Annotated in this window: 26 protein-coding genes and 1 tRNA gene; 15 read left to right on the top strand and 12 right to left on the bottom strand. The window is 72.7% G+C overall.

The genetic code is table 11. The features are described 5' to 3' along the window. Positions 1-34: 34 nt before the first annotated feature. From VKA29_RS00840 to VKA29_RS00860, 5 genes are all read left to right on the top strand, one after another. Positions 35-1,483, top strand: coding sequence for a diaminopimelate decarboxylase (locus tag VKA29_RS00840; RefSeq protein WP_324783142.1), 1,449 nt, complete (start codon positions 35-37; stop codon positions 1,481-1,483). 179 nt (positions 1,484-1,662) lie between these two features. Next, positions 1,663-2,070, top strand: a complete 408-nt coding sequence (locus VKA29_RS00845) for a hypothetical protein (RefSeq protein ID WP_324783143.1) — start codon at positions 1,663-1,665, stop codon at positions 2,068-2,070. After that, entirely contained in the window at positions 2,067-3,014 is a 948-nt protein-coding gene (locus VKA29_RS00850; RefSeq protein ID WP_324783144.1) for a transcriptional regulator, read from the top strand. Before VKA29_RS00845 ends, VKA29_RS00850 begins: the two co-directional genes overlap by 4 nt. A gap of 13 nt (positions 3,015-3,027) precedes the next feature. Then, positions 3,028-3,549 (top strand): roadblock/LC7 domain-containing protein, encoded by a 522-nt coding sequence (locus tag VKA29_RS00855; protein WP_324783145.1) that lies wholly within the window; start codon positions 3,028-3,030, stop codon positions 3,547-3,549. 19 nt (positions 3,550-3,568) lie between these two features. Further along, positions 3,569-3,943 carry a hypothetical protein gene (locus tag VKA29_RS00860; protein ID WP_324783146.1) on the top strand — a complete coding sequence of 125 codons (375 nt, stop codon included), beginning with the start codon at positions 3,569-3,571 and terminating at the stop codon, positions 3,941-3,943. An 11-nt stretch (positions 3,944-3,954) separates the two neighbouring features. Here VKA29_RS00860 and VKA29_RS00865 read toward each other — a convergent pair whose 3' ends face one another. Next, complete coding sequence (locus VKA29_RS00865; RefSeq protein ID WP_420718422.1) at positions 3,955-4,509, bottom strand: hypothetical protein; 555 nt, start codon at positions 4,507-4,509, stop codon at positions 3,955-3,957. 139 nt (positions 4,510-4,648) lie between these two features. After that, complete coding sequence (locus tag VKA29_RS00870) at positions 4,649-5,539, bottom strand: MurR/RpiR family transcriptional regulator (protein WP_324783148.1); 891 nt, start codon at positions 5,537-5,539, stop codon at positions 4,649-4,651. Positions 5,540-5,723: 184 nt separating this feature from the next. Here VKA29_RS00870 and VKA29_RS00875 point away from each other — a divergent pair, with 184 nt between their 5' ends. Then, positions 5,724-6,152, top strand: a complete 429-nt coding sequence (locus tag VKA29_RS00875; RefSeq protein ID WP_324783149.1) for a hypothetical protein — start codon at positions 5,724-5,726, stop codon at positions 6,150-6,152. 392 nt (positions 6,153-6,544) lie between these two features. Here the strand turns inward: VKA29_RS00875 and VKA29_RS00880 are convergent, their stop codons facing one another. After that, positions 6,545-7,933, bottom strand: coding sequence for a cystathionine beta-synthase (locus VKA29_RS00880; RefSeq protein WP_324783150.1), 1,389 nt, complete (start codon positions 7,931-7,933; stop codon positions 6,545-6,547). 161 nt (positions 7,934-8,094) lie between these two features. Between VKA29_RS00880 and VKA29_RS00885 the strand changes: the two genes are divergently transcribed. The 3 genes from VKA29_RS00885 to VKA29_RS00895 all read left to right on the top strand — a co-directional run bounded on the left by VKA29_RS00885 (position 8,095) and on the right by VKA29_RS00895 (position 12,232). Continuing rightward, positions 8,095-9,120 (top strand): SGNH/GDSL hydrolase family protein, encoded by a 1,026-nt coding sequence (locus VKA29_RS00885; protein WP_324783151.1) that lies wholly within the window; start codon positions 8,095-8,097, stop codon positions 9,118-9,120. Positions 9,121-9,962: 842 nt separating this feature from the next. Beyond that, complete coding sequence (locus tag VKA29_RS00890; RefSeq protein WP_324783152.1) at positions 9,963-11,183, top strand: acetyl-CoA C-acetyltransferase; 1,221 nt, start codon at positions 9,963-9,965, stop codon at positions 11,181-11,183. 284 nt (positions 11,184-11,467) lie between these two features. Beyond that, positions 11,468-12,232 (top strand): hypothetical protein, encoded by a 765-nt coding sequence (locus VKA29_RS00895; protein ID WP_324783153.1) that lies wholly within the window; start codon positions 11,468-11,470, stop codon positions 12,230-12,232. 32 nt (positions 12,233-12,264) lie between these two features. Here VKA29_RS00895 and VKA29_RS00900 read toward each other — a convergent pair whose 3' ends face one another. Continuing rightward, positions 12,265-12,576 (bottom strand): hypothetical protein, encoded by a 312-nt coding sequence (locus tag VKA29_RS00900; RefSeq protein ID WP_324783154.1) that lies wholly within the window; start codon positions 12,574-12,576, stop codon positions 12,265-12,267. Positions 12,577-12,680: 104 nt separating this feature from the next. On the opposite strand from VKA29_RS00900, the gene VKA29_RS00905 reads away from it, so the two are divergent. After that, positions 12,681-12,911, top strand: a complete 231-nt coding sequence (locus tag VKA29_RS00905) for a DUF4287 domain-containing protein (protein ID WP_324783155.1) — start codon at positions 12,681-12,683, stop codon at positions 12,909-12,911. Between the two features lie 178 nt (positions 12,912-13,089). Here VKA29_RS00905 and VKA29_RS00910 read toward each other — a convergent pair whose 3' ends face one another. Both VKA29_RS00910 and VKA29_RS00915 read right to left on the bottom strand, forming a co-directional pair. Next, the gene (locus VKA29_RS00910) at positions 13,090-14,001 is read right to left on the bottom strand and encodes a Bax inhibitor-1/YccA family protein (protein WP_324783156.1); all 912 of its coding nucleotides are present in this window, start codon (positions 13,999-14,001) and stop codon (positions 13,090-13,092) included. Between the two features lie 203 nt (positions 14,002-14,204). Further along, the gene (locus VKA29_RS00915) at positions 14,205-15,434 is read right to left on the bottom strand and encodes a 4-hydroxybenzoate 3-monooxygenase (RefSeq protein WP_324783157.1); all 1,230 of its coding nucleotides are present in this window, start codon (positions 15,432-15,434) and stop codon (positions 14,205-14,207) included. Positions 15,435-16,145: 711 nt separating this feature from the next. Here VKA29_RS00915 and VKA29_RS00920 point away from each other — a divergent pair. Then, positions 16,146-16,559 carry a spore-associated protein A gene (locus tag VKA29_RS00920; protein ID WP_324783158.1) on the top strand — a complete coding sequence of 138 codons (414 nt, stop codon included), beginning with the start codon at positions 16,146-16,148 and terminating at the stop codon, positions 16,557-16,559. Between the two features lie 203 nt (positions 16,560-16,762). Here VKA29_RS00920 and VKA29_RS00925 read toward each other — a convergent pair. Continuing rightward, positions 16,763-16,846: transfer RNA gene (locus VKA29_RS00925), tRNA-Leu, on the bottom strand. A gap of 389 nt (positions 16,847-17,235) precedes the next feature. On the opposite strand from VKA29_RS00925, the gene VKA29_RS00930 reads away from it, so the two are divergent. Together VKA29_RS00930 and VKA29_RS00935 are read left to right on the top strand one after the other, a co-directional pair. Beyond that, on the top strand, positions 17,236-18,009 hold the full coding sequence (locus tag VKA29_RS00930) for an ABC transporter ATP-binding protein (protein ID WP_324783159.1): 774 nt from the start codon (positions 17,236-17,238) through the stop codon (positions 18,007-18,009). Further along, positions 18,009-20,537, top strand: a complete 2,529-nt coding sequence (locus tag VKA29_RS00935; protein WP_324783160.1) for an ABC transporter permease — start codon at positions 18,009-18,011, stop codon at positions 20,535-20,537. The genes VKA29_RS00930 and VKA29_RS00935 overlap by 1 nt, the downstream gene beginning before the upstream one ends. Positions 20,538-20,753: 216 nt before the next feature. Here VKA29_RS00935 and VKA29_RS00940 read toward each other — a convergent pair whose 3' ends face one another. After that, positions 20,754-22,040: a cyclopropane-fatty-acyl-phospholipid synthase family protein gene (locus tag VKA29_RS00940; RefSeq protein WP_324783161.1), complete on the bottom strand. Its 1,287-nt coding sequence runs from the start codon at positions 22,038-22,040 to the stop codon at positions 20,754-20,756. Between the two features lie 214 nt (positions 22,041-22,254). After that, complete coding sequence (locus tag VKA29_RS00945) at positions 22,255-23,646, bottom strand: NAD(P)/FAD-dependent oxidoreductase (RefSeq protein ID WP_324783162.1); 1,392 nt, start codon at positions 23,644-23,646, stop codon at positions 22,255-22,257. A 644-nt stretch (positions 23,647-24,290) separates the two neighbouring features. Between VKA29_RS00945 and VKA29_RS00950 the strand changes: the two genes are divergently transcribed. Further along, positions 24,291-24,563 carry a type II toxin-antitoxin system Phd/YefM family antitoxin gene (locus VKA29_RS00950; protein WP_285563122.1) on the top strand — a complete coding sequence of 91 codons (273 nt, stop codon included), beginning with the start codon at positions 24,291-24,293 and terminating at the stop codon, positions 24,561-24,563. Further along, a complete protein-coding gene (locus VKA29_RS00955; protein WP_324783163.1) occupies positions 24,560-24,829 on the top strand; it encodes a type II toxin-antitoxin system RelE/ParE family toxin in 270 nt (89 codons plus the stop codon). The genes VKA29_RS00950 and VKA29_RS00955 overlap by 4 nt, the downstream gene beginning before the upstream one ends. A 4-nt stretch (positions 24,830-24,833) precedes the next feature. On the opposite strand, the gene VKA29_RS00960 is transcribed toward VKA29_RS00955, so the two are convergent. The 3 genes from VKA29_RS00960 to VKA29_RS00970 are packed head-to-tail and all read right to left on the bottom strand — an operon-like array spanning position 24,834 to position 26,814. Next, positions 24,834-25,775, bottom strand: a complete 942-nt coding sequence (locus tag VKA29_RS00960) for a Ppx/GppA phosphatase family protein (RefSeq protein ID WP_324783164.1) — start codon at positions 25,773-25,775, stop codon at positions 24,834-24,836. Continuing rightward, on the bottom strand, positions 25,772-26,302 hold the full coding sequence (locus tag VKA29_RS00965; RefSeq protein ID WP_324783165.1) for a DUF501 domain-containing protein: 531 nt from the start codon (positions 26,300-26,302) through the stop codon (positions 25,772-25,774). The genes VKA29_RS00960 and VKA29_RS00965 overlap by 4 nt, the downstream gene beginning before the upstream one ends. Positions 26,303-26,337: 35 nt before the next feature. Continuing rightward, positions 26,338-26,814 (bottom strand): FtsB family cell division protein, encoded by a 477-nt coding sequence (locus VKA29_RS00970; RefSeq protein ID WP_324783166.1) that lies wholly within the window; start codon positions 26,812-26,814, stop codon positions 26,338-26,340. Positions 26,815-26,868 lie beyond the last annotated feature (54 nt).

Below are 26,868 nucleotides of genomic sequence, written 5' to 3' on the forward strand. Positions count from 1 at the left end.
AGCGCGCCGGGGCCGCGGGTGTTTCGCTGGACCCATGGCCATGGGTGACGACGGGACGGGGACCGCGGTGAGCCGGAGCGACAGGGACGACGACCGCCACGAGGACCGGGCCGCCCGGCACGACGACGGCGCCCACGACGACCGGGCCGCCCGCCGCGACGAGGCCGTGCGGGCCGCCGTGGAGCAGGGGCTGCTCGGGCCCGCCACCCCCATCGTCGGTCTCCTGGACGTCACGGGCATCCGGGAGTCGGCGGCGCGGCTGCGGGCCGCGTTCGAGGCGGTCGTGGCCCCCGGCACACCGGTGCTGCACGCCTTCGCCGTGAAGGCGACCCCGCTGGTGCCGGTGCTGCGGCTGCTGCACGAGGAGGGCATCGGCGCGGAGGTGGCGAGCCCGGGCGAGCTGGCGCTCGCGCAGGCGGCCGGGGTGCCGCCCGGCCGGACGGTCCTCGACTCGCCCGCCAAGACGCCGGCCGAGCTGCGCGAGGCGCTGGAGCTGGGGATCGCGGTGAACGCCGACAATCCGCAGGAGCTGGCGCGCATCGACGGCCTGATCGGGTCCGCCGCCGGCCGCTCACCGCTCGGGCTCCGGGTGAACCCGCAGGTCGGCGGGGGCGCCATCGAGGCGCTGTCGACGGCCACCGAGACCTCGAAGTTCGGTGTGGCGCTGCGCGACGAGGGGGCGCGCGCCTGGGTGGTGCGGGCGTACGCCGAGCGGCCGTGGCTGACCCGGCTGCACGCGCACACCGGGTCGCAGGGCGTCCCGCTGCCGCTGATGGCGCGGGGCGTGGCCGAGACGTACGCGCTCGCCGAGGAGATCAACCGGCACGTCGGGCGGCGGCAGGTCGACACGATCGACATCGGCGGCGGCCTGCCGGTGAACTTCGCCTCGGACGCGACGACACCGACGTACGCGCAGTACGCGCGGCTGCTGCGGGAGACGGTGCCGGGGCTGTTCGACGGACGGTACGGGCTGGTCACCGAGTTCGGGCGGTCGCTGCTGGCCAAGCACGGCACGGTGGTGGCGCGGGTGGAGTACGCCAAGAGCGCCGGCGGGCGGCCGGTCGCGGTGACCCACGCGGGCGTGCAGGTGGCGACGCGGACGGTGTACGTGCCGGGGGCCTGGCCGCTGCGCGTCGCCGCGTACGACGCCGAGGGGCGGCCGAAGCAGGGGCCGCCGGTCGTGCAGGACGTCGCCGGCCCGGCGTGCTTCGCGGGCGACCTGCTCGCCGAGGCCCGTCCCCTCCCGCTGCTCGAACAGGGCGACCACGTGGCGGCGCTGGACACCGGCGCGTACTACTTCGCGCACCACTACGCCTACAACTCCCTGGTCCGGCCCGCGATCCACGGCTTCGCCCCGGACGGCCGCGGCGGCGTCGCCTTCGCGACCGTGCGGGAGGAGCAGAGCCTGGCCGAGGTGGTCGCCGAGTCGGGAGGGGCGCACGCCGGTTCGCTCACCACCCTGGGCGCTTCCAGTCGCCGTTGACGCATGGCCGCGACTCTGCACTCCCCTTGATTTCGGGGGTTTTCGCGACCTGGAAAATCGTCCCACCCTAGTGGTCCGGAGCATGTTCCGCCGGAAAATGCCGGAAGCCTCACCCGTCGCGCACACGTTGCGTAGTTTCGGCGTCACTCAGCCGAACCCCAGGCGGGAGGGGAGCCACGGTGCCCGGAATCGACGAGTGCCTGCTGGAAGCCATGCGACTGCCCGGTGCCCGGGGCGCCGCACTGGTCGACTGGATCAGCGGGCTTGCCCTGGGCAGCGTGGGCGAGTCGCCGGGGGGCGATCACGAGGCGGCCGCCACCGAGGCCGCCGAGATCGCCCGCCTCGCCGCGGAGCAGCACGTCTTCGCGCCCGCCGACGGTCCCGACGGCGCCGCGGGCGCGGACGTCGATCCGCCGGTCGAGGACCTCATTCTCAGCAACCGGGACAGCTACCACGTGCTGCGGTTCGTGGGGACGTCCTTCGACGGCAGCGTGGTGCTGCACCTGTGGCTGGCCCGCGCGGAGGGCAACCTGGCGCTGGCCCGCATCCGCCTGGGCGAGATGGCCGAACGGCTGGTGCTGGCATGACCGTCGTCGGGACGACCGAACCCCCGAGACTGCCCGTGCGGCAGTGGGCGGAGGCACGCGAGCGCGGCCGGGTCGGGGTCTCCCCCATGCTGACCCGGCTCGCCGCCGAGCGGGCCACCGGCGTCCTGGTCCGCGAGCGCGGCACGCTCCACCTCGCGGAGGGCCTGGTGGTGGACGCCGAGAGCCCGGCGGCGCCCGGACTGGACGTCCTGCTCACCGCCCACGGCACGCTCGCCGCAGGCACCTGGCGGCAGGCGCTCGCCGCGGCCGGCGGCGACCGCCTGCACACCGCCCGCGCGCTGGCCGACAGCGGCCGGCTCCCCTTCGGCACGCTGGAGATGTGCCACCTGGCCGCCCTGTACGACGCGGCGTTCTTCGCCCTGGCACCCAGCAGCACCCCCGGCCGGTTCCGCTACGGCGACGCCGTCCGGCCCGGGGCCGTGCGCCCCGTCCCCGTGGAGGCCGTGGAGCGCGAGACCCTGCGCCGCCGCGACCTGCTGCACCGCATCTGGCCGGATCCGCGCACGGACGACGTCCCGCTGCTGCGCACCGGCCTCGCCGCGGCCCCCGCCCTCACCCGCCGCCAGCGGGCGGTACTGGACCGGGTGAACGGCGTCCGCACGGCCACGGACATCGCCCGGGAGCTCGGCCGGCCGGCCTTCCACACGCTGGTGGACGTACGGCGGCTGACCGCGGCCGGAGTCGTACGCGGCCCCACCACCGGCCGCGGGACCGCCCCCGCGCCCGCCCCCGCGCCCGCCCCCGCGCCCGCCCCCGCGACCGGCTCCGCTCCGGCCACCTCCCCCGCTCCCGCGCCCGGCCGCGGTCCCGCCCCCGGCGGCGAACCGCCCCCCGACCTCGCCGGCCCGCTGCCGGCGCACTTGTCGACCGACCCCCATATCACCTTGCTGAAGAGGCTCAGGGATGCGCTGGAGGCCCTTTGAGAGGAGACCCCGGATGGCTGCCGACCCAGACGTCCTCGACGAGCTGCGCCGTCTGCGGGCCCGAGTGCCCCAGCTCACCGGCGCCCTCGCGACCGGCGCCGACGGCGTCGTCCTCGCCCAGGACACCCCCGGCGTGGCACCGGAGGACGTGGCCGTGCTGATCACGAGCGCGCACGGCCTCGCGGTGAAGCTGGCGGACGCGACGGGGCAGGGCGACTTCCGCGAACTGCTGGTGCGCGGCCGGTACGGCTACGTCGCCACGTACGCGGCCGGCGCCACCGCCGTACTGACCCTGCTCGCCCAGGACCGCGTCAACGTCGGCCGCCTCCTGCTGGAGGGCCGCCGAGCCGGCGCCCGCATCGGCGAACTCCTGGAGGAACGCCGGGCGGGCACGGCGTCCGCGCGGCAGGCCAGGGCCGCGAAGACCGCCGCCAAGGGCGCCGGCGCCCGGACCGGAACCGCGCGCGCACCCCGCCCGACGACCACCGACCCCGTTACCGACACGCACAACCCGGTTACCGACACGCACAGTTGAACCGAGAGGAACCACAGTCATGGCCAACACCGAGACCGCGCTGAAGGAAGCGCTCGCCTCCATCGAGGGCGCGACCGGCGTCGCGCTCGTCGACTACACCAGCGGCATGGCACTCGGCACGATGGGCGGCGGCAAGAGCTTCGACCTCAACGTCGCCGCCGCCGGCAACACCGATGTCGTCCGCGCCAAGATGCGCACGATGGAGCACCTGGGGCTCAAGGGCCAGATCGAGGACATCCTGATCACGCTGTCCGACCAGTACCACCTGATCCGCCTGCTCAGCGGCCGCGGCGGCAACGGTCTCTTCCTCTACCTGGTGCTCGACGGCAAGCGGGCCAACCTGGCGATGGCCCGCCACCAGCTGAAGAGGATCGAGGAGGAGCTGGAGGTCTGACCGCCCGCCCCTCAGACGAGCGCCGCGGTGCGGCGCCGCGCCCCGCCCGGGGCCGCGTCGCCCGCCGCGATGCCCGTGCTGCGGTACTCCTCGACCGCCTGGCCGGCCGGACGGCCGCCGTTCGCGGCGAGCCGGTCGACCCGCACCCACAGCAGGGCGTCCCCGGCCCTCTCCAGCCGCCCGAGCCAGGCCGCCTTCAGCCGCAGCCCGACGCCGCACCCGGCGAGCAGCATGCCGCCCGCGGCGGGCACGGCGAAGGACCCGCCGAGCGCGACGGCGAAGCCGAGCAGCAGCCACCAGCGGTGTCCGCGGCGCCAGTTGCGCACGCTCACCGCACGGTCCTGCAGCACGTCGTGCTTGCCGGCGCGGACGGCGGAGCGGGCGAGCCCGGCGTAGCGCTCGCGCCGGGCGCACGCCACCACGGCCGCCGCGACGATGAACAGCGCCGCCCCGGCCAGGACGCCGATCCGGCGTCCGGTCAGCCCCGGCGCCAGCAGCCCGGCGCCCGCCGAGAACACTCCGAGCCACCACAGGGGCGCCGCCCCCGCACGTACCACGACGGCCACCCGAGCCAGGCCGTACGCCCGACGATCTCCGCGTGCCACGTTCACCCTCCTCGTCGTCCAGCACAGTGCTTGTCCGGCGGGCAGATTAGCGAGCGAAGGTGAGACGAGTCTGAGGAACGCCGCGTCCGGCCGCGCCCGTCTACTCGACGAACAGTCCCCGGGTCGCCGCGCGCGCGTCGAACTCCTCCAGGCGGGCCTGCGCCTCGGGCAGGTCGTCGCACATCGCCTCCAGCAGCACCCGGCCCAGCAGCATCGGCGCGCAGGCGGTGTCGAAGGCGAGGCCCGTGCCGACCGGGGCCGGCAGCAGCAGGTCGGACACCTTGGCGACCGGCGCGAAGGCCGAGTCGGCGACGGTGACGACGGTCAGCCCGGACTCCCTGGCGAACGTCAGCGTGTCCACGACCTCGCGCGGATGCCGGGGCAGGGCGAAGCACAGCAGCGCGCCGGCCCCGGCGCGCACGGCCGCCTCGATGCGGTCCTGGATCATCGTGCCGCCCTCGTTGAGCAGCCGGACGTCCGGATGAACCTTGGCGGCGAAGTAGGCGAAGCCGTGGGCCTGGGAGGCGGCGGCCCGCAGGCCCAGCACGGGCAGCGGCCGCGATGCGGCGAGGATCCGCCCGGCCCGCTGCACGGGCCGCGGGTCGGCCAGCACCTCGGCGAGGTGCCGGAGGTTCTCGATCTCGGCCTCCACGGCCTGCTGGTAGGCGTTGTAGGGGCCCGCCTCGGCGGCCGGCTCGGCGGGCGCGACCTCGCGCAGGTACCGGCGCAGTGCCGGGTAGCCGTCGAAGCCGAGGGCGACGGCGAAACGGGTCACGGACGGCTGGCTGACCCCGGCCAGTTCGGCCAGCTCCACGCTGGACAGGAACGGGACGTCGGCGGCTCGCCGGACCATGCTGTGCGCGATGCGCCGCTGCGTCGGCGTCAGCCGGTGCCCCTCGAACAGCGCCTGCAGCCGTGCGGCCGGGCTGTCGGCCGCTCCGGCGGTCCGGGCGGCCGGACTGTCGGCCACCCCCGTGGTCCGTGCGCTCATGCCCCGCTCCCTCCAGAGATCGACCGGCCCCACCCTATTCAGATAGTAGGAACCCTGCATGACGCTATGCAGGGCGACCGGTGGACCCCCCGCAGACCGGGGGGCTGTCCCCAGTGCGGCGGGACCGGCGCCTGCCTACCGTGGATCCCGTCGACGGGAAGGCCGGCGGGAAGAGGAGACGGGGATGGACACGCGCGACACCGAACTCAAGAAGGAACTCGACGCCACCCTGCGGGCCCGCAGGGAACTGGGCGAGGAGTACGAGTCCGCGCTGGTCGACTCGTTCCTGGAGAAGGTCGACCAGCGTATCGACGGCGCCGTCGAGCGCCGGGTGCGCCGGCAGCTGGCCGAGCAGCAGATGGTGGTGGCGCGGGGCGCCCGGACGCCGAAGCCCACCGACTCCTGGGGGGAGCGGTTCGGCTTCGGCATCGTCACGCTGGTGCTGGCGATCCCGCTGTCCGCCATCGGCGGCGGTGTCGCCCGTCTGCCCGGCCTGCTCGTCGCCTGGGCGGGCATCGTCGGCGTCAACGCCTTCCAGGCGGCGCGCGCCAACCCCCACCTCTTCGGCCGCCGGCGCAAGGGCGCCGAGGACGGCGGCGGCTGGGAGGAGTGAGCGCCCGCGGCCACCGGGCGGTGGACGCGCGTAGAAGAGGTGTGCGCGGGGACCGCCGCACCCCCGTTGCCGGGGGGCGGGACGACGGCGGTCCCCGCGAGGGACGCGGGCCGGGTCAGGCCGGGCTGCGCGTCCGTGGCGTCCATGGAGGTCCGGGAGCCGCTCCGGAGGTCCTTGGACGTTCGGCGCCGGCCGGGGCGGGGAGCCTCCCCCAGTGCTCAACGCCTGGGAGGTATCTCCATCGCCCTGCCGACACCCACCAATGTGCCGGACGCGTGTTAAGCGGGTGCTGCGCGGACGTGACGCGCTCGTACCACTTTCACGAAGTCCACGAAGGTGGTCGACCGCCGCCGGGCCGGCGCCCGCACCGGCCGTTCACCGGACGTCTGCCGCTACTTCCCGTTCTTCGCGAGGAAGGCCAGCAGGTCCTGCCGGCTGACCACACCGGTCGGCTTGCCCTCGACGAGGACGATCGCCGCGTCCGCCTCGCCGAGCACGGCCATCAGGTCGGCGACCGGCTCGCCGGAGCCGACCTGCGGCAGCGGCGCGGACATGTGCTTCTCCAGCGGGTCGTCGAGGGAGGCCCGCTTGGTGAACAGGGCGTCGAGCAGTTCCCGTTCGACGACGGAGCCGACGACCTCGGCGGCCATGACGTCCGGGTGACCGGCGCCCGGCTTCACGATCGGCATCTGCGAGACGCCGTACTCGCGCAGGACCTCGATGGCCTGGCCGACGGTCTCGTCCGGGTGCATGTGGACGAGGGACGGGATGGCGCCGTGCTCCTTGTCATCGAGCACGGCGCCGACGCGGGCGCTCGGGCCCTCGTCCTCCAGGAAGCCGTAGTCGGCCATCCACTCGTCGTTGAAGATCTTGCTGAGGTAGCCACGGCCGCTGTCCGGCAGCAGCACCACGACGACGTCGTCCGGTCCGAGCCGCTCGGCGACCCGCAGCGCCGCCACGACCGCCATGCCGCAGGAGCCGCCGACGAGCAGGCCCTCCTCCCTGGCCAGGCGCCGGGTCATCTGGAAGGAGTCCTTGTCCGACACGGCGACGATCTCGTCGGCGACGGTCCGGTCGTAGGCGGACGGCCAGAAGTCCTCACCGACGCCCTCGACGAGGTACGGCCGTCCCGAGCCGCCGGAGTACACCGAGCCCTCGGGGTCGGCGCCGATGACCTTCACCCGGCCGTCGCTGACGTCCTTGAGGTAGCGCCCGGTGCCGGAGATGGTGCCGCCGGTGCCGACGCCCGCCACGAAGTGGGTGATCTTCCCCTCCGTCTGCTCCCACAGCTCGGGACCGGTGGAGTGGTAGTGGGAGAGGGCGTTGTTGGGGTTGGAGTACTGGTCGGGCTTCCAGGCTCCGGGGGTCTCCCGCACCAGCCGGTCGGAGACGTTGTAGTAGGAGTCGGGGTGCTCGGGAGCCACGGCGGTGGGGCACACGACGACCTCGGCGCCGTAGGCCCGCAGGACGTTGATCTTGTCGGTGCTCACCTTGTCGGGGCACACGAAGATGCACTTGTACCCCTTCTGCTGCGCCACGATCGCCAGCCCGACACCGGTGTTCCCACTGGTCGGCTCGACGATCGTGCCGCCCGGCTTGAGCTCGCCGCTCTGCTCGGCCGCCTCGATCATGCGCAGGGCGATGCGGTCCTTCACGGAGCCGCCCGGGTTGAAGTACTCGACCTTGGCCAGGACGGTCGCCTTGATGCCCGTGGTCACGCTGTTGAGCCTCAGCAGCGGGGTGTTGCCGACGAGGCTGATCATCGAGTCGTGGAAATGCACCGTTGTCTCCGGATGCTGCAAAAGATGTGGTCGTGGTGGTTCCGCCAGCCTATGGCCTGGCGGGGGACCACGGCGGTCGTTCACTCCCGGTCGGGATTGGCCCACGGTCCGTACGGGGCAAGGAGTGGGTGTACGGCTTCTCGAGGAGGTGGCGGCAAGGCATGACGAGCATGTCGAGGGCGAGGGTGGCCCGGCGGATCGCGGCCGGCGCCGCGTACGGCGGTGGCGGCATCGGACTGGCCGGCGCGGCGGCCGTAGGGCTGCTGCTGGCCGAGATGCAGTTGGCCAGGCGGCACGTGGGCAACGGTACGAGCGGCCGCGTCCCGGTGGCGGACGGTCTGTACGGCACCGCGTACACCGTCCCCGACGAACCTCCCCTGCGGCTGACCATGCTCGGCGACTCCACGGCCGCGGGGCAGGGCGTCCACCGCGCCGGGCAGACCCCGGGCGCGCTGCTGGCCTCGGGCCTGTCGGCGGTGGCGGAACGCCCGGTGCGGCTGCACAACGTGGCCCTGCCCGGCGCCTGCTCCGACGACCTCGACCGTCAGGTGTCGCTGGTGCTCACCGACCCCGCCCTGGTGCCGGACGTCTGCGTGATCATGATCGGCGCGAACGACGTGACCCACCGCATGCCGCCGACCCGCTCGGTCCGCCATCTCGCCTGCGCGGTACGGCGGCTGCGCACGGCCGGCGCGGAGGTGGTGGTCGGCACCTGCCCCGACCTCGGCACCATCGAGCCGGTGCAGCAGCCGCTGCGCTGGCTGGCCCGCCGGACCTCCCGCCAGCTGGCCGCCGCCCAGACGATCGGGGTCGTCGAACAGGGCGGCCGCACCGTGTCGCTGGGCGACCTGCTGGGCCCCGAGTTCGAGGCCAACCCGCGCGAGCTGTTCGGCCCCGACAACTACCACCCCTCGGCGGAGGGCTACGCGACCGCCGCGATGGCCGTCCTGCCGACGGTGTGCGCGGCGCTGGGCCTGTGGCCGGCCGAGGAGGAACGCCCGGACGCCTTCCGCCACGAGGGCTTCCTGCCGGTGGCACGGGCCGCCGCGGAGGCCGCCTCGGACGCCGGTACGGAGGTCACGGCGGCCCTCCCCAGCGGCCCCCGCGGCCGCCCCTGGGCACTCCTCAAGCGCCGCAAGCGCCGCCGCCTCACCGAACCGGAACCCACCACCCCGACCGGAGTCTGACCCCACCGCCCGCAACCGCCCGCCCGGGCGACCGGCGACCACCGGCGACCACCGGCGACCGACCGCGCCCGCCGCGAACACCGACAGCCGGGCACCCGCACCCGCACCCGAGCGCGTGCGCCACGGCCCGGCGCACCCGAGGCGTGCCCGCGGCCCGCGCACACCACGGGCACCGGCCCCACCCGGTCCCGCCGCACGACCACAACCCACCCGCCCGAGCGGCCCGACCGGGCCCCACCGGGGCCGGCCACGCCTGCCGGCCCACCGGCGCCCGAAGACAGCGCCGGCCCACCCGGACGTGCCCGGGGCGTGCGCCGCGCGCCCGCCACCGGTAGCGGCCCGCACCGGAGCCGTCCGCACCGGAGCCGTCCGGGCAGCCGCCGGCCCGGACGGCCATGCGCCGGGCCCCGGCTGCCGGGCACACCCGCCGGTCCGCCCGGCGTGCGAAGGGGCGCGTGCCCGCACGACGGACGCCGGGGAACACGCGTGCGGGCCGGAGCGTGCGCTCGCACCCGGCGCCCGTTCGCCCGTCCGCCTGCCTCCCCGCAGCCGGCCCCGCACCGCGCCCCGGCCCGGTCCCGCACCCACGCCCCGGCCCGGTCCCGCACCCACGCCCCGGCCCGGTCCCGCACCCACGCCCCGGCCCGGTCCCGCGCCGACGCGCCGGGGGGCGGCGCCCTGCCGACGCGGGCCGGGGCCGGTGTGTTCGGGGGGTGAGCGGGCGCACACAAAGCAAGCGCTTAGAAAATTGCGGCCAGGGTCACACCGCCGACGGCGTGACCGGGACCATACGTACGGGTAACTTCCCAGACAGCCCTGCCGCACCTTCTTCTGGAGCCGTGATGCCCGAAGCCGTGATCGTCTCGACCGCCCGCTCCCCCATCGGCCGCGCCTTCAAGGGCTCCCTGAAGGACCTGCGCCCCGACGACCTGACCGCCACCATCATCCAGGCCGCCCTCGCCAAGGTCCCCGAGCTGGACCCCAGGGACATCGACGACCTGATGCTCGGCTGCGGTCTGCCCGGCGGCGAGCAGGGCAACAACCTCGGCCGGATCGTCGCCGTGCAGATGGGCATGGACCACCTGCCGGGCTGCACGATCACCCGTTACTGCTCCTCGTCGCTGCAGACCAGCCGCATGGCCCTGCACGCCATCAAGGCCGGCGAGGGCGACGTCTTCATCTCGGCCGGCGTCGAGACGGTGTCCCGTTTCGTCAAGGGCAACTCCGACAGCCTCCCGGACACCCACAACCCGTTCTTCGCCGAGGCCGAGGCCCGCACCGCCGCCGTGGCCGAGCAGGAGGGCACCACCTGGCACGACCCGCGCGAGGACGGCCTGGTCCCGGACGCCTACATCGCGATGGGCCAGACGGCGGAGAACCTCGCCCGTCTCAAGGGCGTCACCCGCCAGGAGATGGACGAGTTCGGCGTCCGCTCGCAGAACCTCGCCGAGGAGGCCATCAAGAACGGCTTCTGGGACCGCGAGATCACCCCGGTGACCCTCCCCGACGGCACGGTCGTCTCCAAGGACGACGGCCCGCGCGCCGGCGTCACCATGGAGGGCGTCGCCGGACTGAAGCCGGTCTTCCGCCCCGACGGCATGGTCACCGCCGCCAACTGCTGCCCGCTGAACGACGGCGCCGCCGCGGTGATCGTCATGAGCGACACCAAGGCACGCGAGCTCGGCCTGACCCCGCTCGCCCGCATCGTCTCGACCGGCGTCTCCGCCCTCTCCCCGGAGATCATGGGCCTCGGTCCGGTGGAGGCCTCGCAGCAGGCCCTGCGGCGGGCCGGCCTGACCATCGACGACATCGACCTGGTCGAGATCAACGAGGCGTTCGCCGCCCAGGTGATCCCCTCCTACCGCGACCTGGGCATCCCGCTGGAGAAGCTGAACGTCAACGGCGGCGCCATCGCCGTCGGCCACCCCTTCGGCATGACCGGCGCCCGCATCACCGGCACGCTCATCAACTCCCTCCAGTTCCACGACAAGCAGTTCGGCCTGGAGACGATGTGCGTCGGCGGCGGCCAGGGCATGGCGATGGTCATCGAGCGCCTCAGCTGACCCCCCGACGGGTCCCGCTGCGTGACCGCCGCGGGACCCACCGTGAGCCTCCGGCCCGGAGTTCGGGAAGCAACTGAACTCCGGGCCGTTTTGTGATCCAATCTCCCCCAGGATGTGACCTATCTCCCTTACGAAGACAACAACGCAGGTCAGCGCCACCCCACCAGCGAACCCCAGGCCCACTTCCACGCCCGTTTCGTGACGTTACGCACTGACAGGCGGTTCGTCCGCCCTTCAAGCTGTTGTAGGAAGTCGGGGGTCGACTTTGAACCGGGAGTACGTCAGTGAGCGCCATGCCGATCGCTTTGCTGCTCACCACGGCCGCCACAGGCGCCGTGGGCGTCGCCGTCCTGCGCACCCTCGTGGTGCTGCGCCGTGAGGTCGCGGCGCTGCACACCGACCTCGTGGAGCACCGCGCCGCACGCGGTCTGGTGCCCGCCGCGCGTCCGTCCGCCGAGACCGACGAGATACGCGCCGCCGTGGCCGAGGCGCTCGCCGAGGAACGCGAGCGGGAACTGGCCGAGGCGCGTGCCTTCTGGGCCGCCCAGGAGGCCCGTGACGCCTCCGAGGCCCCCTCGCTGCTGGGCCTGCCCGACAGCGAGCTGTTCCTGCCCCGCCAGGCGGACTTCGTGGGCCTCGAGCCGGTGAGCGAGCAGGCCGCCGACACCGACGAGTCGCCGGAACTGGCCGCGGCCCGCCGCCGGCACCCCTCCCACCCCGACTTCGTCCCGGTGCAGTCACCGACCGGGAACGACCATGAGCGCACCGTGGCCACCCTCGAGGAACTGGCCGCCTCCCGGGTCGAACTGGCGGACGTCCGCCCGGGCCCGCTCGGCACCCTCGACGTCTACGTCTTCGCCGACGGCACCACCCTGTGCATGACCCCGGGCCACCGCGAGACGGCGGAGCGCCTGGCCGCGGCCCTGCGCGCCGGCCAGACGCCGGTGCTGCTGGGCGGTTCGGGTGTCTCGGGCGCGTACACGCTGACGTTCGCCTGCGGCGAGGAGAACGTCTACATCCTGGCCGACCGGGTCATCGCGTCCCTCTAGGTGTGCTGTCCCGGCAGGATGCCGCCGGGCCGTCAGACCCCCGCCCGCTCCTGCGCCCGCGCCACGCACCGCACCGCTTCCGCCACCTGGTCCTCGTCCGTGAGCACGAGGGCCAGGTCGTGTCCGGCGACGGTGATCTGGTCGGCGGCGGCGAACATCCCGGCGTCCGGCATCTCGCGCGGCTCCGCCCCGGGAGTCTCCAGCAGCTGCGCCCGCCGGGCCAGGTCCCTGGCCAGCCGCAGCGCCTCGGCGGCGGCGCCCCGCTGCAACCGGCTCTGCGGCGCGGCCCTCAACCGGTCGGCGAAGTGATCAACGGCTCGGGTCAAGGGCGTCGTATCAACCACGGGCCGAGCGTACGCGGACCCGCACGAGTGTTGCCAACAGGCCGACGCTCAGGCACGGTGACGTGAAGGACCGGCTTACATCCCTTTTGCGTACGGAGGCGCCGATGTCCCAAGTCTTCTCCGAGGAGACCCATCGCAATCTGCTCGCCCGCATCCCGCACTGCACCGGTCGTGCCATCTCCGACTGGCTGCGCACCGTCGAAGAAGGACCCGCTCTCTTCCGCTTCGAGGAGAAGGTGAGCTGGCTCCGCCACGAGCACAATCTCGCGTACGGCCACGCCAAGGCGATCGTCCACGAGTACGACCTGAGGAGGGCCGCGCGCAAACTCCTCTAGGCGCGCACTGTCCGCACAGCACTGTCCGCGCGGCACCGTCCGCCCGGCGCACCGTCCGCCCGGCGCTGTCCGCACGGCAGTGCCCGCACCACGACGAAGGGCCCCGGCGGTGCGCCGGAGCCCTTCTCGTCGGCCGCCCGGCCGGTCGTCGCCGACCGGTCGTCGCGGTCGGTCGCCGCTAGTCGTTGCTGTTGAGGATCGCGATCAGACGCAGGAACTCCAGGTAGATCCACACCAGCGTCAGCGTCAGCCCGAAGGCCGCGAGCCACGCCTCCTGGCGCGGGGCGCCGTAGGCGATGCCGTCCTCGACCTGCTTGAAGTCCAGGGCGAGGAAGCAGGCGCCGAGGATGACGCCGACGATGCCGAAGAACACGCCGAGCGCGCCGCTGCGGAAGCCGAGGCCGTCACCGCCGCCGAAGACCGCGAACAGCAGGTTCACCGTCATCAGCAGCACGAAGCCGAGCCCGGCCGCCATCACGAAGCCATAGAAGCGGCGGTTGACACGGATCCAGCCCGCCTTGTAGGCGACCAGTACGGCGGCGAACACCGCCATCGTGCCGATCACCGCCTGCATCGCCGCACCGCTCGCGATGCGGCTGTCGACGTAGTTGGACACGACGCCGAGGAACACGCCCTCGAACGCGGCGTACGACAGGATCAGTGCGGGCGAGGCCGTGCGCTTGAAGGACTGCACGAACGCCAGAACCATGCCGATGAGCGCGGCGCCGATCCCGAGCCCGTAGGAACGGGAGACGTTGGCGTCGTCCACCGGCAGCAGCGCCCAGGACAGCGCGGCCGTCAGGATCAGCACACCGAGCGTGGACGCCGTGCGCATGACGACGTCGTCCATCGTCATCCGGCCGGCGGTGGTGGCCGGGGCCTGCGGCGGGGCGCCGTACTGCAGGTCCTGCTGGGCGTAGGGGTTCTGCGCGTACGGGTTCTGCGCGTAGGGGTTGCCGGACGGCTGAGCGTACGGGTTGCCCTGCGTGCCGACAGCGGGTCCCCCGGCCTGCGGCGCCGCGTTGAATCCCGCGTAGCCGTTGTCGCGGCTGAACCCCCGTCGCGAGAAGACCGGGTTTCTGCTCCTCATTTCACTCCTCCATGGCCACGGTGCGTGCGCCTTGGCTCAAGAGTAATAGGTAGGCAAAGGATTGACCCTAATGCTTGGGGAGGATCTTTCCCTCGTCATGCTGCGCAACACGCTACGCGGATCCCTGATTCCCTCGACCGGAGGGTGTCATTCATGACCGATCTGCGACACGGCCGGAACCGCGCGGAGATCCGGCCCGCACGTCACCCGAACGCGAACCCCGTGTACGCCTCCGCCAGATCGGCCTCGGCCGCCCGGGAGGAGGTGAGCCGTTCCAGGCGGGCGAGCTGGAGCCGGTCCTCGAAGGGGGTGGCGTCGGGGGCACGGTGCAGCAGGACGGTCATGTCGTAGGAGAACCGCTCGGCCTGCCAGACGCGGCGCAGGCAGGTCTCGGAGTACGCGTCGAGAAGTTCCGCGGACCCCGTCTCGCGCTGGTGCGTCAGCGCCCGCGCGAAGGTGACCACGTCGCCGACGGCCAGGTTGAGCCCCTTGGCTCCGGTGGGCGGGACGATGTGCGCGGCGTCGCCGGCCAGGAACAGGCGGCCGTGACGCATGGGCTCGTGCACGAAGGAGCGCATGGCGGTCACCGACTTCCGGGTGATCGGGCCGCGCCGGAGGGTCCAGTCGTCGTCCGTCTCGAAGCGTCGCTCGAGCTCGTCCCAGATCTGCTCGTCGCTCCACGCCTCGGCGTCCGTGCCCTCGGGCACCTGGAGGTAGAGGCGGGAGACGAAGGATTCGACGGGGAGCGAGGCGACTTCCTCGGAGGGGTGGCGGCGGCCGACGGACGGCGGGCGCATGGACAGCAGGGCGAAGCCGCGGTCGTGGCGGGCGTAGACGAGCTCGTCGTGGGAGGGCGGCACGTCGGCCAGGACGCCGAGCCAGCCGAAGGGGTACGTCCGCTCGAAGACCCGGGCCGCACCGGCCGGGACCGCCTTCCTCGCCACGCCCCAGAAGCCGTCGCAGCCGACGACGTAGTCGCACTCCAGGACGTCCTCGCGCCCCTCGTGCCGGAACCGGACGCGGGGGCGGTCGCTCTCCGCGCCCTCCACGGCGAGGGCCTCGGCCTCGAACAGCAGCGGGCCGCCCTGCTCGAGCTGCAGGGCGATGAGGTCCTTGCAGACCTCGGTCTGGGCGTAGACCAGCACGGACTTCCCGCCGGTGAGGGCCGGGAAGTCGACGCGGTGGCGCCGACGCGCGTACCGCAGCTCGATGCCGTCGTGCCGCAGCCCCACGCGGTCCATGCGTTCCCCGGCGCCCGCCGCGCGCAGCACGTCCACCGTGCCCTGCTCCAGGATCCCGGCGCGCTGGCGCCGCTCGACGTAGGCGCGGTCGCGGCTCTCCAGGACGACCGCGTCGATGCCGGCGACGTGCAGCAGGCGGGCGAGGAGGAGGCCGGCCGGACCGGCACCGATGATGCCGACGGTGGTGCGCATCGGGCGTTCCCTTCGGGGAGCTCGGGCGCTCGTAAAGTGAAACTTCCTTCGCTGCCTCGGACGTGAGTCTGCGTCCGCGCCCAGCGGGTGTCAACGGCCGCGCGGTGAAGCCCACGGCGGGCGATGCCGCCGCGGCCCGTCCGGCGCGCCACGGCGCGAGTTGCCCGGCCGGGCGAAAAAGAACGAGTCCCATCCCGTTCGGCACGGGATGGGACTCGTTCGACGGAGCGCCGGGCAGGCCTTGCACCTGCATCTCCCCACAGGAAGTGGGGCGTCTTTCCTTGGACCACCAACGCAGAACCGCATCACCGCTGTTGCGGCGACCAGCTCAAGATCAATGTTACACGGTTCCCCGCACCTCGCCATCCCGGGCCGCGCCGGGCTCCGTCACGCCCCGCCGGGCTCCGTCACGCCGCCCCGGGTTCGGTGCGATCCGCGGCGGTCGTGCATGTATCGGCCACCGTTCCTGCCTATTCAGCCATCGTCACGCACGTGCCCCCGACAACTGATCGAGTCATGTCACGATCTTGAACGGCTCCGAACCGACGGCCGTCACCGGCACCCGCAAGGGCCGTCACGGCCGGGTCCGGAGCCGGAAACGGCCGGGAACCGCAGCGCCCACCCCTCGGCCGCGCTCCCGGGCGACGGCCCGCGCCACGGGCCTGTCAGCTTCGACGCCGCAACAAGACCGACAGGAGTTCACCCGTGCGTATGCCCAGACGACTCGCGTCCGTCGCAGTGGTCCTCGGCTTCACCACCGCCGGCACGGCCCTCACGGTCGGCACCGCCGAGGCGGCTTCCTACAACAGCGCCTGTGGTTCCGGCTACGGCGTGATCGACTCGATGGACGTCGGCGAGGGCAACACCTTCCTGACCTACAACAGCTCCACCGGCTACAACTGTGTCGTGACCGTGAGCGACACGCCGGGGACCGCCGCGTACCTGGATGCCCGCCTGCGACTCCACAGCACCTCCACCTCTTGGCCGGCCGGCACCGTGGATCACGGGAGCTACAAGTACTACGCGGGCCCCGTCTACGTGTACGCCAAGAACGCGTGCATCGACTGGGGCGGCGCCGCGGCGTCCAACTACACCCGCGTCAACTACAACGACCACTGCGGCTGACCGGCCCGGGCAACGGCCTCGTCGACCCGGTCGGCGAGGAGGCGGTCTGCCGACCGTCTCCTCGCCGCTGTGCGATCTCAGGCCGGGGACCGCGAGCACGGAAGTGCCGGAAGTCCGGCGGACACGGGCGGGACTCAGCCCGTCCGACGCGCTGTGCCGGCGCCAACCAGCCGTATGAGCTGGTCGGTCGCCGTAACGGTGAGTGCCCGGAGCCGGACTCGAACCGGCACGCCCGCGAAGGGGCAGCGAGGTTTAAGCTCGCCGTGTCTGCATTCCACCATCCGGGCAGGCCATGGGCTCCGCGTCGAGGTTCGACCCTATCGGGATGCATCCCTCGAACATCGGTCGGACAGACCGATGTTGTCTTATTTTATTGGCGTCTGAGGGAGCATCAGACCCGGGTACACGCCATCCGCACTTGCCAATAGCCTTGCGGGCGACAGCCGCCCACGCATGCGGAATGACGGAATTTCACCGCCCGAACGAGGGTGCTCCACCCGTTCTCGACGACAGCGCTCGTCAGGGGCGACGTCATCCCCAGGTATGACACGGCGGCGGGGGGTCCGACCGGAGTCTGCCCCGACAACCGGAACAGCGGCTGACTTCACGGCCGTGTACGGCGGCGACGATGGACTTTCCGTCCCTTTCATCCGCCGTCCGCGAGGAGCGCCATCCCGTGACCACCACACCCGTCGCCGGCCGCACCGCCGCCGCCGTGGCCGCACGCGCCACGGACCTGTCGAAGACCTACGGACAGGGCGAGACCCAGGTGGTCGCCCTCGACCGGGTCTCGGTCGACTTCCGGCAGGCCGAGTTCACCGCGATCATGGGCCCCTCCGGGTCCGGGAAGTCCACGCTGATGCACTGCGTGGCCGGGCTGGACACCTTCTCCTCCGGCTCCGTGCGCATCGGCGACACCGAGCTGGGCTCGCTCAAGGACAAGCAGCTCACCAAGTTGCGCCGGGACAAGATCGGCTTCATCTTCCAGGCGTTCAACCTGCTGCCCACGCTGACGGCGCTGGAGAACATCACCCTCCCGATGGACATCGCGGGCCGCAAGCCGGACCGGCAGTGGCTGGACCGGGTGATCGACATGGTCGGTCTGCGCGACCGGCTCGGCCACCGCCCCGCGCAGCTGTCCGGCGGCCAGCAGCAGCGCGTCGCCGTGGCCCGCGCCCTGGCCGCGCGGCCCGAGATCATCTTCGGCGACGAGCCGACCGGCAACCTCGACTCGCGCTCCGGCGCCGAGGTGCTGGGCTTCCTGCGCAACTCCGTCCGGGAGATGGGGCAGACGGTCGTGATGGTGACCCACGACCCGGTGGCCGCGTCGTACGCGGACCGGGTGGTGTTCCTCGCGGACGGGCGGATCGTCGACGAGATGCACCGTCCGACGGCGGACGCCGTCCTGGACTTCATGAAGCGCTTCGACGCGAAGGGCCGCACCAGCTGATGTTCCGCACCGCCCTGCGCAACGTGTTCGCGCACAAGGCCCGGCTGCTGATGACCGTGCTCGCCGTGATGCTCGGCGTGGCGTTCGTGTCCGGGACCCTGGTCTTCACCGACAGCATCTCCGACGCCTACCAGAAGAGTTCGGCCAAGGGCTTCGACCGGGTCGACGTGGCCGTGCGGGCCAGGCCCCGCGCGGACCAGGGCGACCGGATCGGCCGGACGCCCGAACTGACCCAAGCCGTGCTCGGCACCAGCGCCCGGGTGCCGGGAGCCGCGGACGCGATCGGCGTCGTCAACGGCTTCACCGCCATCGCCGGCAAGGACGGCAAGCTCATCGGCGGCGGCTTCCGCTCCGAGGGCGGCAACTACTGGGGCGACAAGGACCCGCGCTACCCGCTGACGTCCGGTTCCGCCCCGCACGGCGAGAACCGGATCGCCATCGACGCCGAGACCGCGCGACGGGCCGGCTACCGGGTCGGCGACACCGTGCGGATCTCGGTCGACGGACCGGTGCTGAAGCCGGTGATCAGCGGCATCTTCACCACCGACGACGGCAACGTCGCGGCCGGCGGCAGCCTGGCCCTGTTCGACACGGCGACCGCCCAGAAGCTGTTCGGCAAGGCGGGCACGTACGACGAGATCGACGTGACGGCCGCCTCCGGCACCTCCCAGACCGCCCTGAAGGCCGCGCTCGACAAGGCCCTGCCCGAGGGACTCACCGAGACCACCACCGGCCGGCAACTGGCCGACGAGCAGGCGGAGATGATCGCCTCCTCGATGAGCGGCCTGAAGCAGGGCCTGCTGGTCTTCGCGGGCATCGCGCTGTTCGTCGGCACGTTCATCATCGCCAACACCTTCACCATGCTGGTCGCCCAGCGCACCAAGGAGCTGGCGCTGCTGCGCGCGGTCGGCGCCTCACGCCGGCAGGTCACCCGGTCGGTGCTCGTCGAGGCGTTCGTGGTCGGCGCGGTCGCCGGGGTGACCGGTCTGGCCGCCGGTGTCGGCATCGGCGCCGGGCTGCGCTCCCTGATGGGCACGCTGGGCGCCACCGTCCCCGACGGGCCGCTGGTGGTCTCCCCCGCCACGGTGGCCGCCGCCCTCACGGTCGGGGTCGTCGTCACCGTGCTGGCGGCCTGGCTGCCCGGCCGCCGGGCCGCGAAGATCCCGCCGGTCGCCGCGATGAACAGCGTGCACGCCAAGGCGACGGCCAAGTCGCTGGTGCTGCGCAACACGCTGGGCGCGCTGTTCGCCGCGGCGGGCGTCGCCGTGGTGCTGGCGGCCACGACGATGGACGGCACGGACGGGCAGGCCCCCATGGGCCTGGGCGCGGTACTGCTGATCATCGGCGTGTTCGTGCTGACCCCGCTGCTGTCCCGCCCGCTGATCGCGGCGGCGGCACCGGTGCTGCGGCTGTTCGGCGTCTCCGGGAAGCTGGCCCGCCAGAACTCGCTGCGCAACCCGCGCCGCACGGCGGCCACCGCCTCCGCGCTGATGATCGGGCTGACCCTGATCACCGGCATGACGGTGATGGCGGGCAGCCTGCAGAGGTCGATCGACAGGATGGCGGCGTCCGCCGTCCGGGCCGACTACGTGGTCTCCATGGCCAACGGCAACGAGCTGTCGCCGGACGTCGCCCGGAAGCTGGCCGCCACCGAGGGCGTCACCGCCATCAGCCCCCTGCGCAACGCCCCCTCGCGCATCGACGGCCGGACCGAGTACCTGACCGGCGTGAACGGGAGGGCGATCGGCGGGCTGACCGATCTGAAGGTCGACGACGGTTCCTTCACGGTGGACGGCGCTCGGGTCGTCGTCGACGCCGACACCGCGAAGTCGCACGGCTGGACGGCGGGTTCGTCCTTCACCGCGCACTTCGAGGACGGCAAGGGCGAGCGGCTGACGGTCGCCGGGGTCTACGAGGGCAACCAGCTGATGCGGGGCATCATGCTGGACGGCTCCCGGCTCTCCCCGCACCTGAGCGACCCGGCGGACATGCAGGTCCTGGTCAAGACGGCGGGCGGCGTGTCCGGCGCCGCCAAGGACCGGCTGGAGAAGGCCCTCGGCACCAACCCGGCCATCAAGGTCCAGGACAAGAAGGACCTCTCCGACACCGTCGCGCAGATGTTCACGCTGATGCTGAACATGCTCTACGGCCTGCTGGCGATGGCGGTGATCGTGGCCGTGCTCGGGGTCGTCAACACCCTGGCCATGTCCGTCTTCGAGCGCTCGCAGGAGATCGGGATGCTGCGCGCGATCGGCCTGGACCGCCGGGGCGTCAAGCGGATGGTCCGTCTGGAATCGCTGGTCATCTCCCTGTTCGGCGGTGTGCTCGGCATCGGGCTCGGGGTGTTCTTCGGCTGGGCGGCCGGTGAGCTGCTGGGCACGAAGATGCCGACGTACGAACTGGTCCTGCCCTGGGCCAGGATGGGCGTCTTCCTGCTGCTGGCCGCGGCGGTCGGCGTGCTGGCGGCGCTGTGGCCGGCCCGCCGCGCGGCCCGGCTGAACACACTGGCGGCCATCAAGGCCGAATAGCCGGATCGCCGGGGCGCCGGACAGGCGGTTCGCCGGAACGCCGGACAGGCGGTTCGCCGGAACGCCGGACAGCCGGGGCGCCGGACAGCCGGGGGGGGCGCCGGACAGCCGGGGCGCCGAACAGGCGGATCATCGGATCGCCGCATCGCCGCATCGCCGAGCAGTGCCGCCTCAGGAGGGGCCCCGCGTCCGGACGTGGGGCCCCTCCTGCCGTGCTCAGTTCCAGGTGCGGGAGCGCAGCGGCATCCCGGAGGCGCCGGAGTCGGGCGTCTTCACGGCCAGCACCTGGTTGACGCCGATGCGGTGACGTTCGAAGGCGACGGCGGAGGCTGCCATGTACAGCCGCCACACGCGGGCGCGTCCCGGTCCGACGAGGCCGGCCGCCCGCTCCCAGCCGTCCTCCAGGTTGGCCACCCAGCGGCGCAGGGTGAGGGCGTAGTGCTCGCGGAGCGACTCGACGTCCCGCACCTCGAACCCGGCCCGCTCGAGCTGCGTGACGGTGCTGCCGACGGGGGCGAGTTCGCCGTCGGGGAAGACGTAGGCGTCGATGAACTCGTCCACGGCGTAGCCCGATTCGTCGCGCCGCGGGGGCCGGCCGATCTGGTGGTTGAGCAGCCGTCCGCCGGGCCTGATGAGGCGGTGGAGCGTCTCGGCGTACTCCAGGTACCGCTCGGCGCCGACGTGTTCGGCCATGCCGATGGAGGAGACGGCGTCGTACGGGCCGTCGGCGACGTCGCGGTAGTCCTGTACGCGGATCTCGACCAGGTCGGCCAGCCCCGCGTCGGCGACGCGCTTGCGGGCGTAGGTGGCCTGCTCCTGCGAGAGCGTGACGCCGACGACGCTCACGCCGTGCTCGCGGGCGGCGTGCAGCGCCATGGAGCCCCAGCCGCAGCCGACGTCGAGGAGGCGCTGACCGGGCCTCAGGGCCAGTTTGCGGCAGACCAGTTCGAGCTTGTCGCGCTGGGCGTCCTCGAGGGTGCCGCCGTCCTCCCAGTACGCGCACGAGTAGACCATGGACGGGCCGAGGACGAGTTCGTAGAAGTCGTTGCCGACGTCGTAGTGGTGGCTGACGGCGCGCCGGTCGCTGTGCCTGGTGTGCAGGTGGCGCGGCCTGCGGACCTCCTCCGGAGGCGGGGCGGGCGGCAGCGGGAGCCCGCCGAGCCGGACGAGTCCGCGGGCGGCGGCCCGCGCCTGGGGGTCGCGCAGCGTCTCGGCGAGGCCCCGGGCGTCCTCGCCGCGGTCCCACACCAGGCCGGAGATGGCGTCGAGCGCGACGTACAGGTCCCCCTCGACATCCACGTCGCCGGCGACCCAGGCGCGGGCGAGTCCCAGCTCGCCCGGCTTCCACAACAGGCGGCGCACGGCCCGGCGGTTGCGCACGACCAGGGCGGGCGCCTGCGGCGGCCCCGCCAGTGAACCGTCCCAGGCGCGGACGCGCAGCGGGAACGGCACCCCCAGCAACTGTTCGACGTAGCTCCTCAACCGCGGCGCGGCGTCGGCCATGGCACACACCTCCGTGACGGGCGATCCCGGAATGTCCAGCACCACGTAAACACCGACGGCGCGGCCGCGCACTCCCCCGTTGGCGTTACGGCTGGGCAAAACGCCGGTGTCCGGCACGTGTCCCGCGCGGGGGCGGCGGTCGCGGAAACGCCGGAGGACCTCCCGCACCACGGATGGCGGGAGGTCCTCCGGCGTCAGACCGGCCGGGCGGGGGTCAGGAGGCCTTGGCCTTCTCCCCGGTCTTCTCCGTCCTCGGCGCGGCGGCGACCGGCGCCGGCTTGGCGGCCTCGTAGAACTCCTCGCGCGGGGACTCCAGCGCGCCGAGGGCGACGACCTCGCGCTTGAGGAACATGCCGAGGGTCCAGTCCGCGAAGACGCGGATCTTGCGGTTCCAGGTCGGCATGGCCAGGCCGTGGTATCCGCGGTGCATGTACCAGGCGAGGCGTCCCTTGAGCTTGATCTTCATCTTGCCCATGACGATCATGGCGACGCCCTTGTGGAGGCCGAGACCGGCCACCGCGCCCTTGTTGGCGTGGCTGTACTCCTTCTGCGGGAAGCCCCGCATGCCGGAGATCACGTTGTCGCCGAGGGCACGGGCCTGGCGCAGGGCGTGCTGGGCGTTCGGCGGGCACCAGGCGTTCTCGTTGCCCGCCTTGCGGCCGACGAGGTCCGGCACCTGGGCGTTGTCACCGGCGGCCCAGATGTAGTCGGTGCCCTTGACCTGGAGCGTGGGCTCGCAGTCGACGTGGCCGCGGGGGCCGAGCGGCAGACCGAAGCGGGACAGCGCCGGGTTGGGCTTGACGCCCGCCGTCCACACGATCGTGTCGGAGTCGACCTCGAGACCGTTCTTCAGCACCACGTGACCGTCGACGCAGGAGTCCATGGAGGTGGAGAGGTAGATCTCCACGCCCCGGCTCTCCAGGTGCTCCTTGCCGTACTGGCCGAGCTTCGGGCCGACCTCGGGAAGGATCTTGTCGGCGGCGTCGACGAGGATGAACCGCATGTCCTCGCGGGAGACGTTCTTGTAGTACTTGGCCGCGTCGCGGGCCAGGTCCTCCACCTCACCGATGGTCTCCGCGCCGGCGAAGCCGCCGCCGATGAAGACGAAGGTGAGCGCCTTGCGGCGGATCTCCTCGTCGGTGGTGGAGTCGGCCTTGTCCAGCTGCTCCAGGACGTGGTTGCGCAGGCCGATGGCCTCCTCGATGCCCTTCATGCCGATGCCCTGCTCGGCGAGGCCGGGGATCGGGAAGGTGCGGGAGACCGCGCCGAGGGCGATCACCAGGTAGTCGAAGGGCAGCTCGTACGACTCGCCGACCAGCGGGGAGATCGTGGCGACCTTGCGGTCCTGGTCGATGGTGGTGACCCGGCCGGTGAGCACCTCCGCCTTCGGCAGCACGCGCCGCAGCGGGACGACGACGTGGCGCGGGGAGATGTTGCCGGCGGCGGTTTCGGGGAGGAAGGGCTGGTAGGTCATGTACGACCGGGGGTCGACGACCGTGACGGTCGCCTCGCCGTAGCGCATCTTCTTCAGGATGCGCCGAGCTGCGTACAGGCCTACGTACCCACCGCCTACTACGAGGATCCTGGGACGCTCCGTGGTGCTCATGGCATCGAGTATCCACCCGCCCCAGGGGGGTGGCTCGTGCGCCCCTTCACAAGCTTGGGCAGGGGCTGTGTTATCCTCCCCCGCCCGCTTGGCGCACACCGTCGCCGGGCGGGGGAACCCTCACGTCGGCCGGACCGTTGTCAATGCCGCGTGAGCTGCTTCTCCGGCCCGGAGGGGACTCCGTGAGGCCCCTTGAACACCCTCGCGGATCCGGCGCTCACCATCCCTTTACATCACCCTTCTGAACATGTTCAAGGGCCTTTCGACCCCTCTGGAGGGCCGGCGAGGGCCTTTTCCCGCACCGCCGGAGCCGAATTCCTTGTGAAGAACTTCACGAACTTTCCCGGCGACCCTCCCCCGAGGGGCCCGTCAGGGGCCCTCCAGGACCCGCTCATACGCTATCCGACCTGCTCAGCCGAGAGCTACCGATCGGTAGGAAAGAGACCCGGACCACTGCCCGAGGCACCCCGGGCACCCCGGTCACCCCGGTCACCCCGGACGGCCGACCGAGGCCGGCGACCGGCGGGACGTGTACCGCAACCCGTAGGCGGTGAGGCCGGAGACCATCCGATGCCGTCGAGTGTCGCTCACGAACGCGACTCCCGAACGGGCCACGTGTACACGCTCACGCGTACACTGTTCTCATGACTGAGAACACCGTGACCGTACGGGAAGCCCGCGCGCACCTCGCCGATCACATCAACCGGGCCGAGGAAGGCGTTCCGACCGTCATCACGCGCAACGGCGCTCCGGTGGCGGCCGTGGTCCCGATCGCGGACTTCGAGGCGCTGGAGGAAGCGGCCGACGTGATGTTGGCCCGCGAGGCGGAAGCAGTCCTGACCGAGGGCGGTCCCACCGTGACGATGGCGGAACTGCTGGCGGATCTGTTCACCGAGCACGACGGCGAAGCGGCGTGAAGTACGCCTTCCGGTTCACCGCGGCGGCACAGCGGCAGCTCCGGGCCATCACCCGGCCCGACGCCATGCGCATCCTGACCGCGCTGACCGCACTCGGTGACGACCCGTATCGCCAGGACGCCGACGTCAAGAAGCTCACCGGCCCGTCCGGGCTCTACCGGCTCCGGGTCGGAAGCTACCGGGTCGCCTACCAGATCAACGATGGTGAACTCGTCGTTCTCGTCGTCAAGGTGGGCGACCGGCGGGACGTGTACCGCAACCCGTAGGCGGTCAGGCCAGAGACCAGCCGATGCCGTCGAGGATGTCGTGCTCGCTCACGACGACCTCCTCCGCGCCGGTCCGTTCCATGATCGACAGCAGTACGAGGGCGCCCGCGGCGATGACGTCCACGCGCCCGGGGTGCAGGGAGGGTACGGCCGCGCGCTCGGCGTGGGTGGAGTGCAGCAGCCGGTCGGTGATCTCGCGGACCCGGTCGCGGGAGACCCGGGAGTGGTGGATGCGCGCGGAGTCGTACTCGGGCAGGTCCTGCGCGATCGCCGACACGGTGGTCACCGAGCCGGCGAGTCCGACCAGGGTGCGCGCCTCGCGCAGCGGCACCGTCTCCTCGGCGAGGTCCAGGGCCCGTTCGATGTCGGCCCGCATCGCCGCGATCTGCTCCGCGGAGGGCGGGTCGGTCACGGCCCCGTCGCGCACCAGGTGCCGCTCGGTCATCCGCACGCAGCCCACGTCGACCGACCGGGCCGCCCGCACGTGGTCGTCGCCGACGACGAACTCGGTCGAGCCGCCGCCGATGTCCACGACCAGGTACGGCCTGTCCAGGCGGTCGCTGCCCGCCAGCTCCTTGGTGGCCCCGGTGAAGGAGAACTCCGCCTCCTGGTCCCCGGTGATGACCTCCGGCTCCACTCCCAGGATGTCCAGCACCCCGCGCACGAACTCGTCCCGGTTCTCGGCGTCCCGGGAGGCGGAGGTGGCCACGAAACGCAGGCGCTCGGCGCCGTGCTCCTTGACGATCTCCGCGTACTCGCGGCACGCGGCGAAGGTCCGCTCCAGCGCCTCGGGGGCGAGCCGGCCGGTACGGTCGACGCCCTGCCCGAGCCGCACGATCGTCATGCGCCGGTCCAGCTCGACCAGTTCGCCGGTCTCCGGGTCCGCGTCGGCGACCAGGAGCCGGATGGAGTTCGTACCGCAGTCGACGGCGGCGACCCGGGTCATCGCTCCTCCCCCTCCGCGACCGTCACGCACGCCCCCTTGCGCCACCACTCCGGCAGCATCGCGAGGGCCTCGTCGCCGAGCGGGTTGACCCCGGGACCGGCGGCCAGCGAGTGGGCGACCAGGACGTGCAGGCACTTCACCCGGTCCGGCATGCCGCCCGCGCTCGGGAAGCCGGTCAGCTCCTCGATCCGGTCGCGGCGCCGGATGTAGTCCTCGTGCGCGGCGCGGTAGGCGGCGGCCAGCTCCGGGTCGGTGCGCAGCCGCTCGGTCATCTCCTTCATCACGCCCTCGGCCTCCAGCGTGCCGATGGCGGAGTTCGCCTTCGGGCACGTCAGGTAGTACAGCGTCGGGAAGGGCGTGCCGTCGGGCAGCCGCGGCGCGGTCTCCACGACGTCCGGCTGCCCGCACGGGCACCGGTGCGCGATCGCGCGCAGTCCGCGCGGCGGCCGCCCGAGCTGCTGCTTGAAGGCCTCGACGTCCGCGTCGGTGGGCTCGGTGCGCGGGGTGGTCGGCGGGGGCGTTTCCATGCCTGTGCGAAAGTCTCTCTCGAGTGTCGGTCGGGTCAGTGGGCGGCGGCGTCGGACCTGTCGACGCCGTACCAGACGTTGGAGTACCAGGAGCGGTCGGCCGCCGTCCGGCCGGTGCGGGACTGCCGGGCCGCGTCCGGGTCGATCACGACGTAGCCCGTCTCGCCCGGCATCACGTAGTGCAGCCGCTGCCGGATCTGCTGCTCGGCGTACGCGTCGTCCTGCCAGCGTGCCTTGAGGTCGCGCAGTTGCCCGACCCGTTCCCGGGCCTGCTGCTTCTGCCGCTCCAGGTCGGCGATCTCGGCGCGCTGGGAGACGTACTGCCGTATCGGGTAGGCGAGCGCGACGACCAGGGTGCACACGACGAGGGCGAGCAGCGCCGCCCGGCTGGTCAGCCGGGAGCGGCGGGCCTGGCGTCTGGTCTGCGAGCGGTAGACCCGGGCCGCCGTCTGCTCGCCGAGCAGCTTGATCCTGGTCGTGGTGGAGAACCGGTCGCGGTCCCTGCCGGCCATGTCCCCGCCTCCCCTTCACACGCGCGTACGTCCCCGCACACGGTACGGGACCGC

The organism is Streptomyces sp. H51, from assembly GCF_035656535.1.
Taxonomy (GTDB): Bacteria; Actinomycetota; Actinomycetes; order Streptomycetales; family Streptomycetaceae; genus Streptomyces.

Coding starts and splice junctions, on each gene's coding strand:
- VKA29_RS00840 (WP_324783142.1), top strand. CDS start 35: ATGGCCATGGGTGACGACGGGACGGGGACCGCGGTGAGCCGGAGCGAC.
- VKA29_RS00850 (WP_324783144.1), top strand. CDS start 2,067: ATGACCGTCGTCGGGACGACCGAACCCCCGAGACTGCCCGTGCGGCAG.
- VKA29_RS00855 (WP_324783145.1), top strand. CDS start 3,028: ATGGCTGCCGACCCAGACGTCCTCGACGAGCTGCGCCGTCTGCGGGCC.
- VKA29_RS00860 (WP_324783146.1), top strand. CDS start 3,569: ATGGCCAACACCGAGACCGCGCTGAAGGAAGCGCTCGCCTCCATCGAG.
- VKA29_RS00870 (WP_324783148.1), bottom strand. CDS start 5,539: ATGAGCGCACGGACCACGGGGGTGGCCGACAGTCCGGCCGCCCGGACC.
- VKA29_RS00875 (WP_324783149.1), top strand. CDS start 5,724: ATGGACACGCGCGACACCGAACTCAAGAAGGAACTCGACGCCACCCTG.
- VKA29_RS00885 (WP_324783151.1), top strand. CDS start 8,095: ATGACGAGCATGTCGAGGGCGAGGGTGGCCCGGCGGATCGCGGCCGGC.
- VKA29_RS00890 (WP_324783152.1), top strand. CDS start 9,963: ATGCCCGAAGCCGTGATCGTCTCGACCGCCCGCTCCCCCATCGGCCGC.
- VKA29_RS00905 (WP_324783155.1), top strand. CDS start 12,681: ATGTCCCAAGTCTTCTCCGAGGAGACCCATCGCAATCTGCTCGCCCGC.
- VKA29_RS00910 (WP_324783156.1), bottom strand. CDS start 14,001: ATGAGGAGCAGAAACCCGGTCTTCTCGCGACGGGGGTTCAGCCGCGAC.
- VKA29_RS00915 (WP_324783157.1), bottom strand. CDS start 15,434: ATGCGCACCACCGTCGGCATCATCGGTGCCGGTCCGGCCGGCCTCCTC.
- VKA29_RS00920 (WP_324783158.1), top strand. CDS start 16,146: ATGCCCAGACGACTCGCGTCCGTCGCAGTGGTCCTCGGCTTCACCACC.
- VKA29_RS00935 (WP_324783160.1), top strand. CDS start 18,009: ATGTTCCGCACCGCCCTGCGCAACGTGTTCGCGCACAAGGCCCGGCTG.
- VKA29_RS00940 (WP_324783161.1), bottom strand. CDS start 22,040: ATGGCCGACGCCGCGCCGCGGTTGAGGAGCTACGTCGAACAGTTGCTG.
- VKA29_RS00945 (WP_324783162.1), bottom strand. CDS start 23,646: ATGAGCACCACGGAGCGTCCCAGGATCCTCGTAGTAGGCGGTGGGTAC.
- VKA29_RS00950 (WP_285563122.1), top strand. CDS start 24,291: ATGACTGAGAACACCGTGACCGTACGGGAAGCCCGCGCGCACCTCGCC.
- VKA29_RS00960 (WP_324783164.1), bottom strand. CDS start 25,775: ATGACCCGGGTCGCCGCCGTCGACTGCGGTACGAACTCCATCCGGCTC.
- VKA29_RS00965 (WP_324783165.1), bottom strand. CDS start 26,302: ATGGAAACGCCCCCGCCGACCACCCCGCGCACCGAGCCCACCGACGCG.
- VKA29_RS00970 (WP_324783166.1), bottom strand. CDS start 26,814: ATGGCCGGCAGGGACCGCGACCGGTTCTCCACCACGACCAGGATCAAG.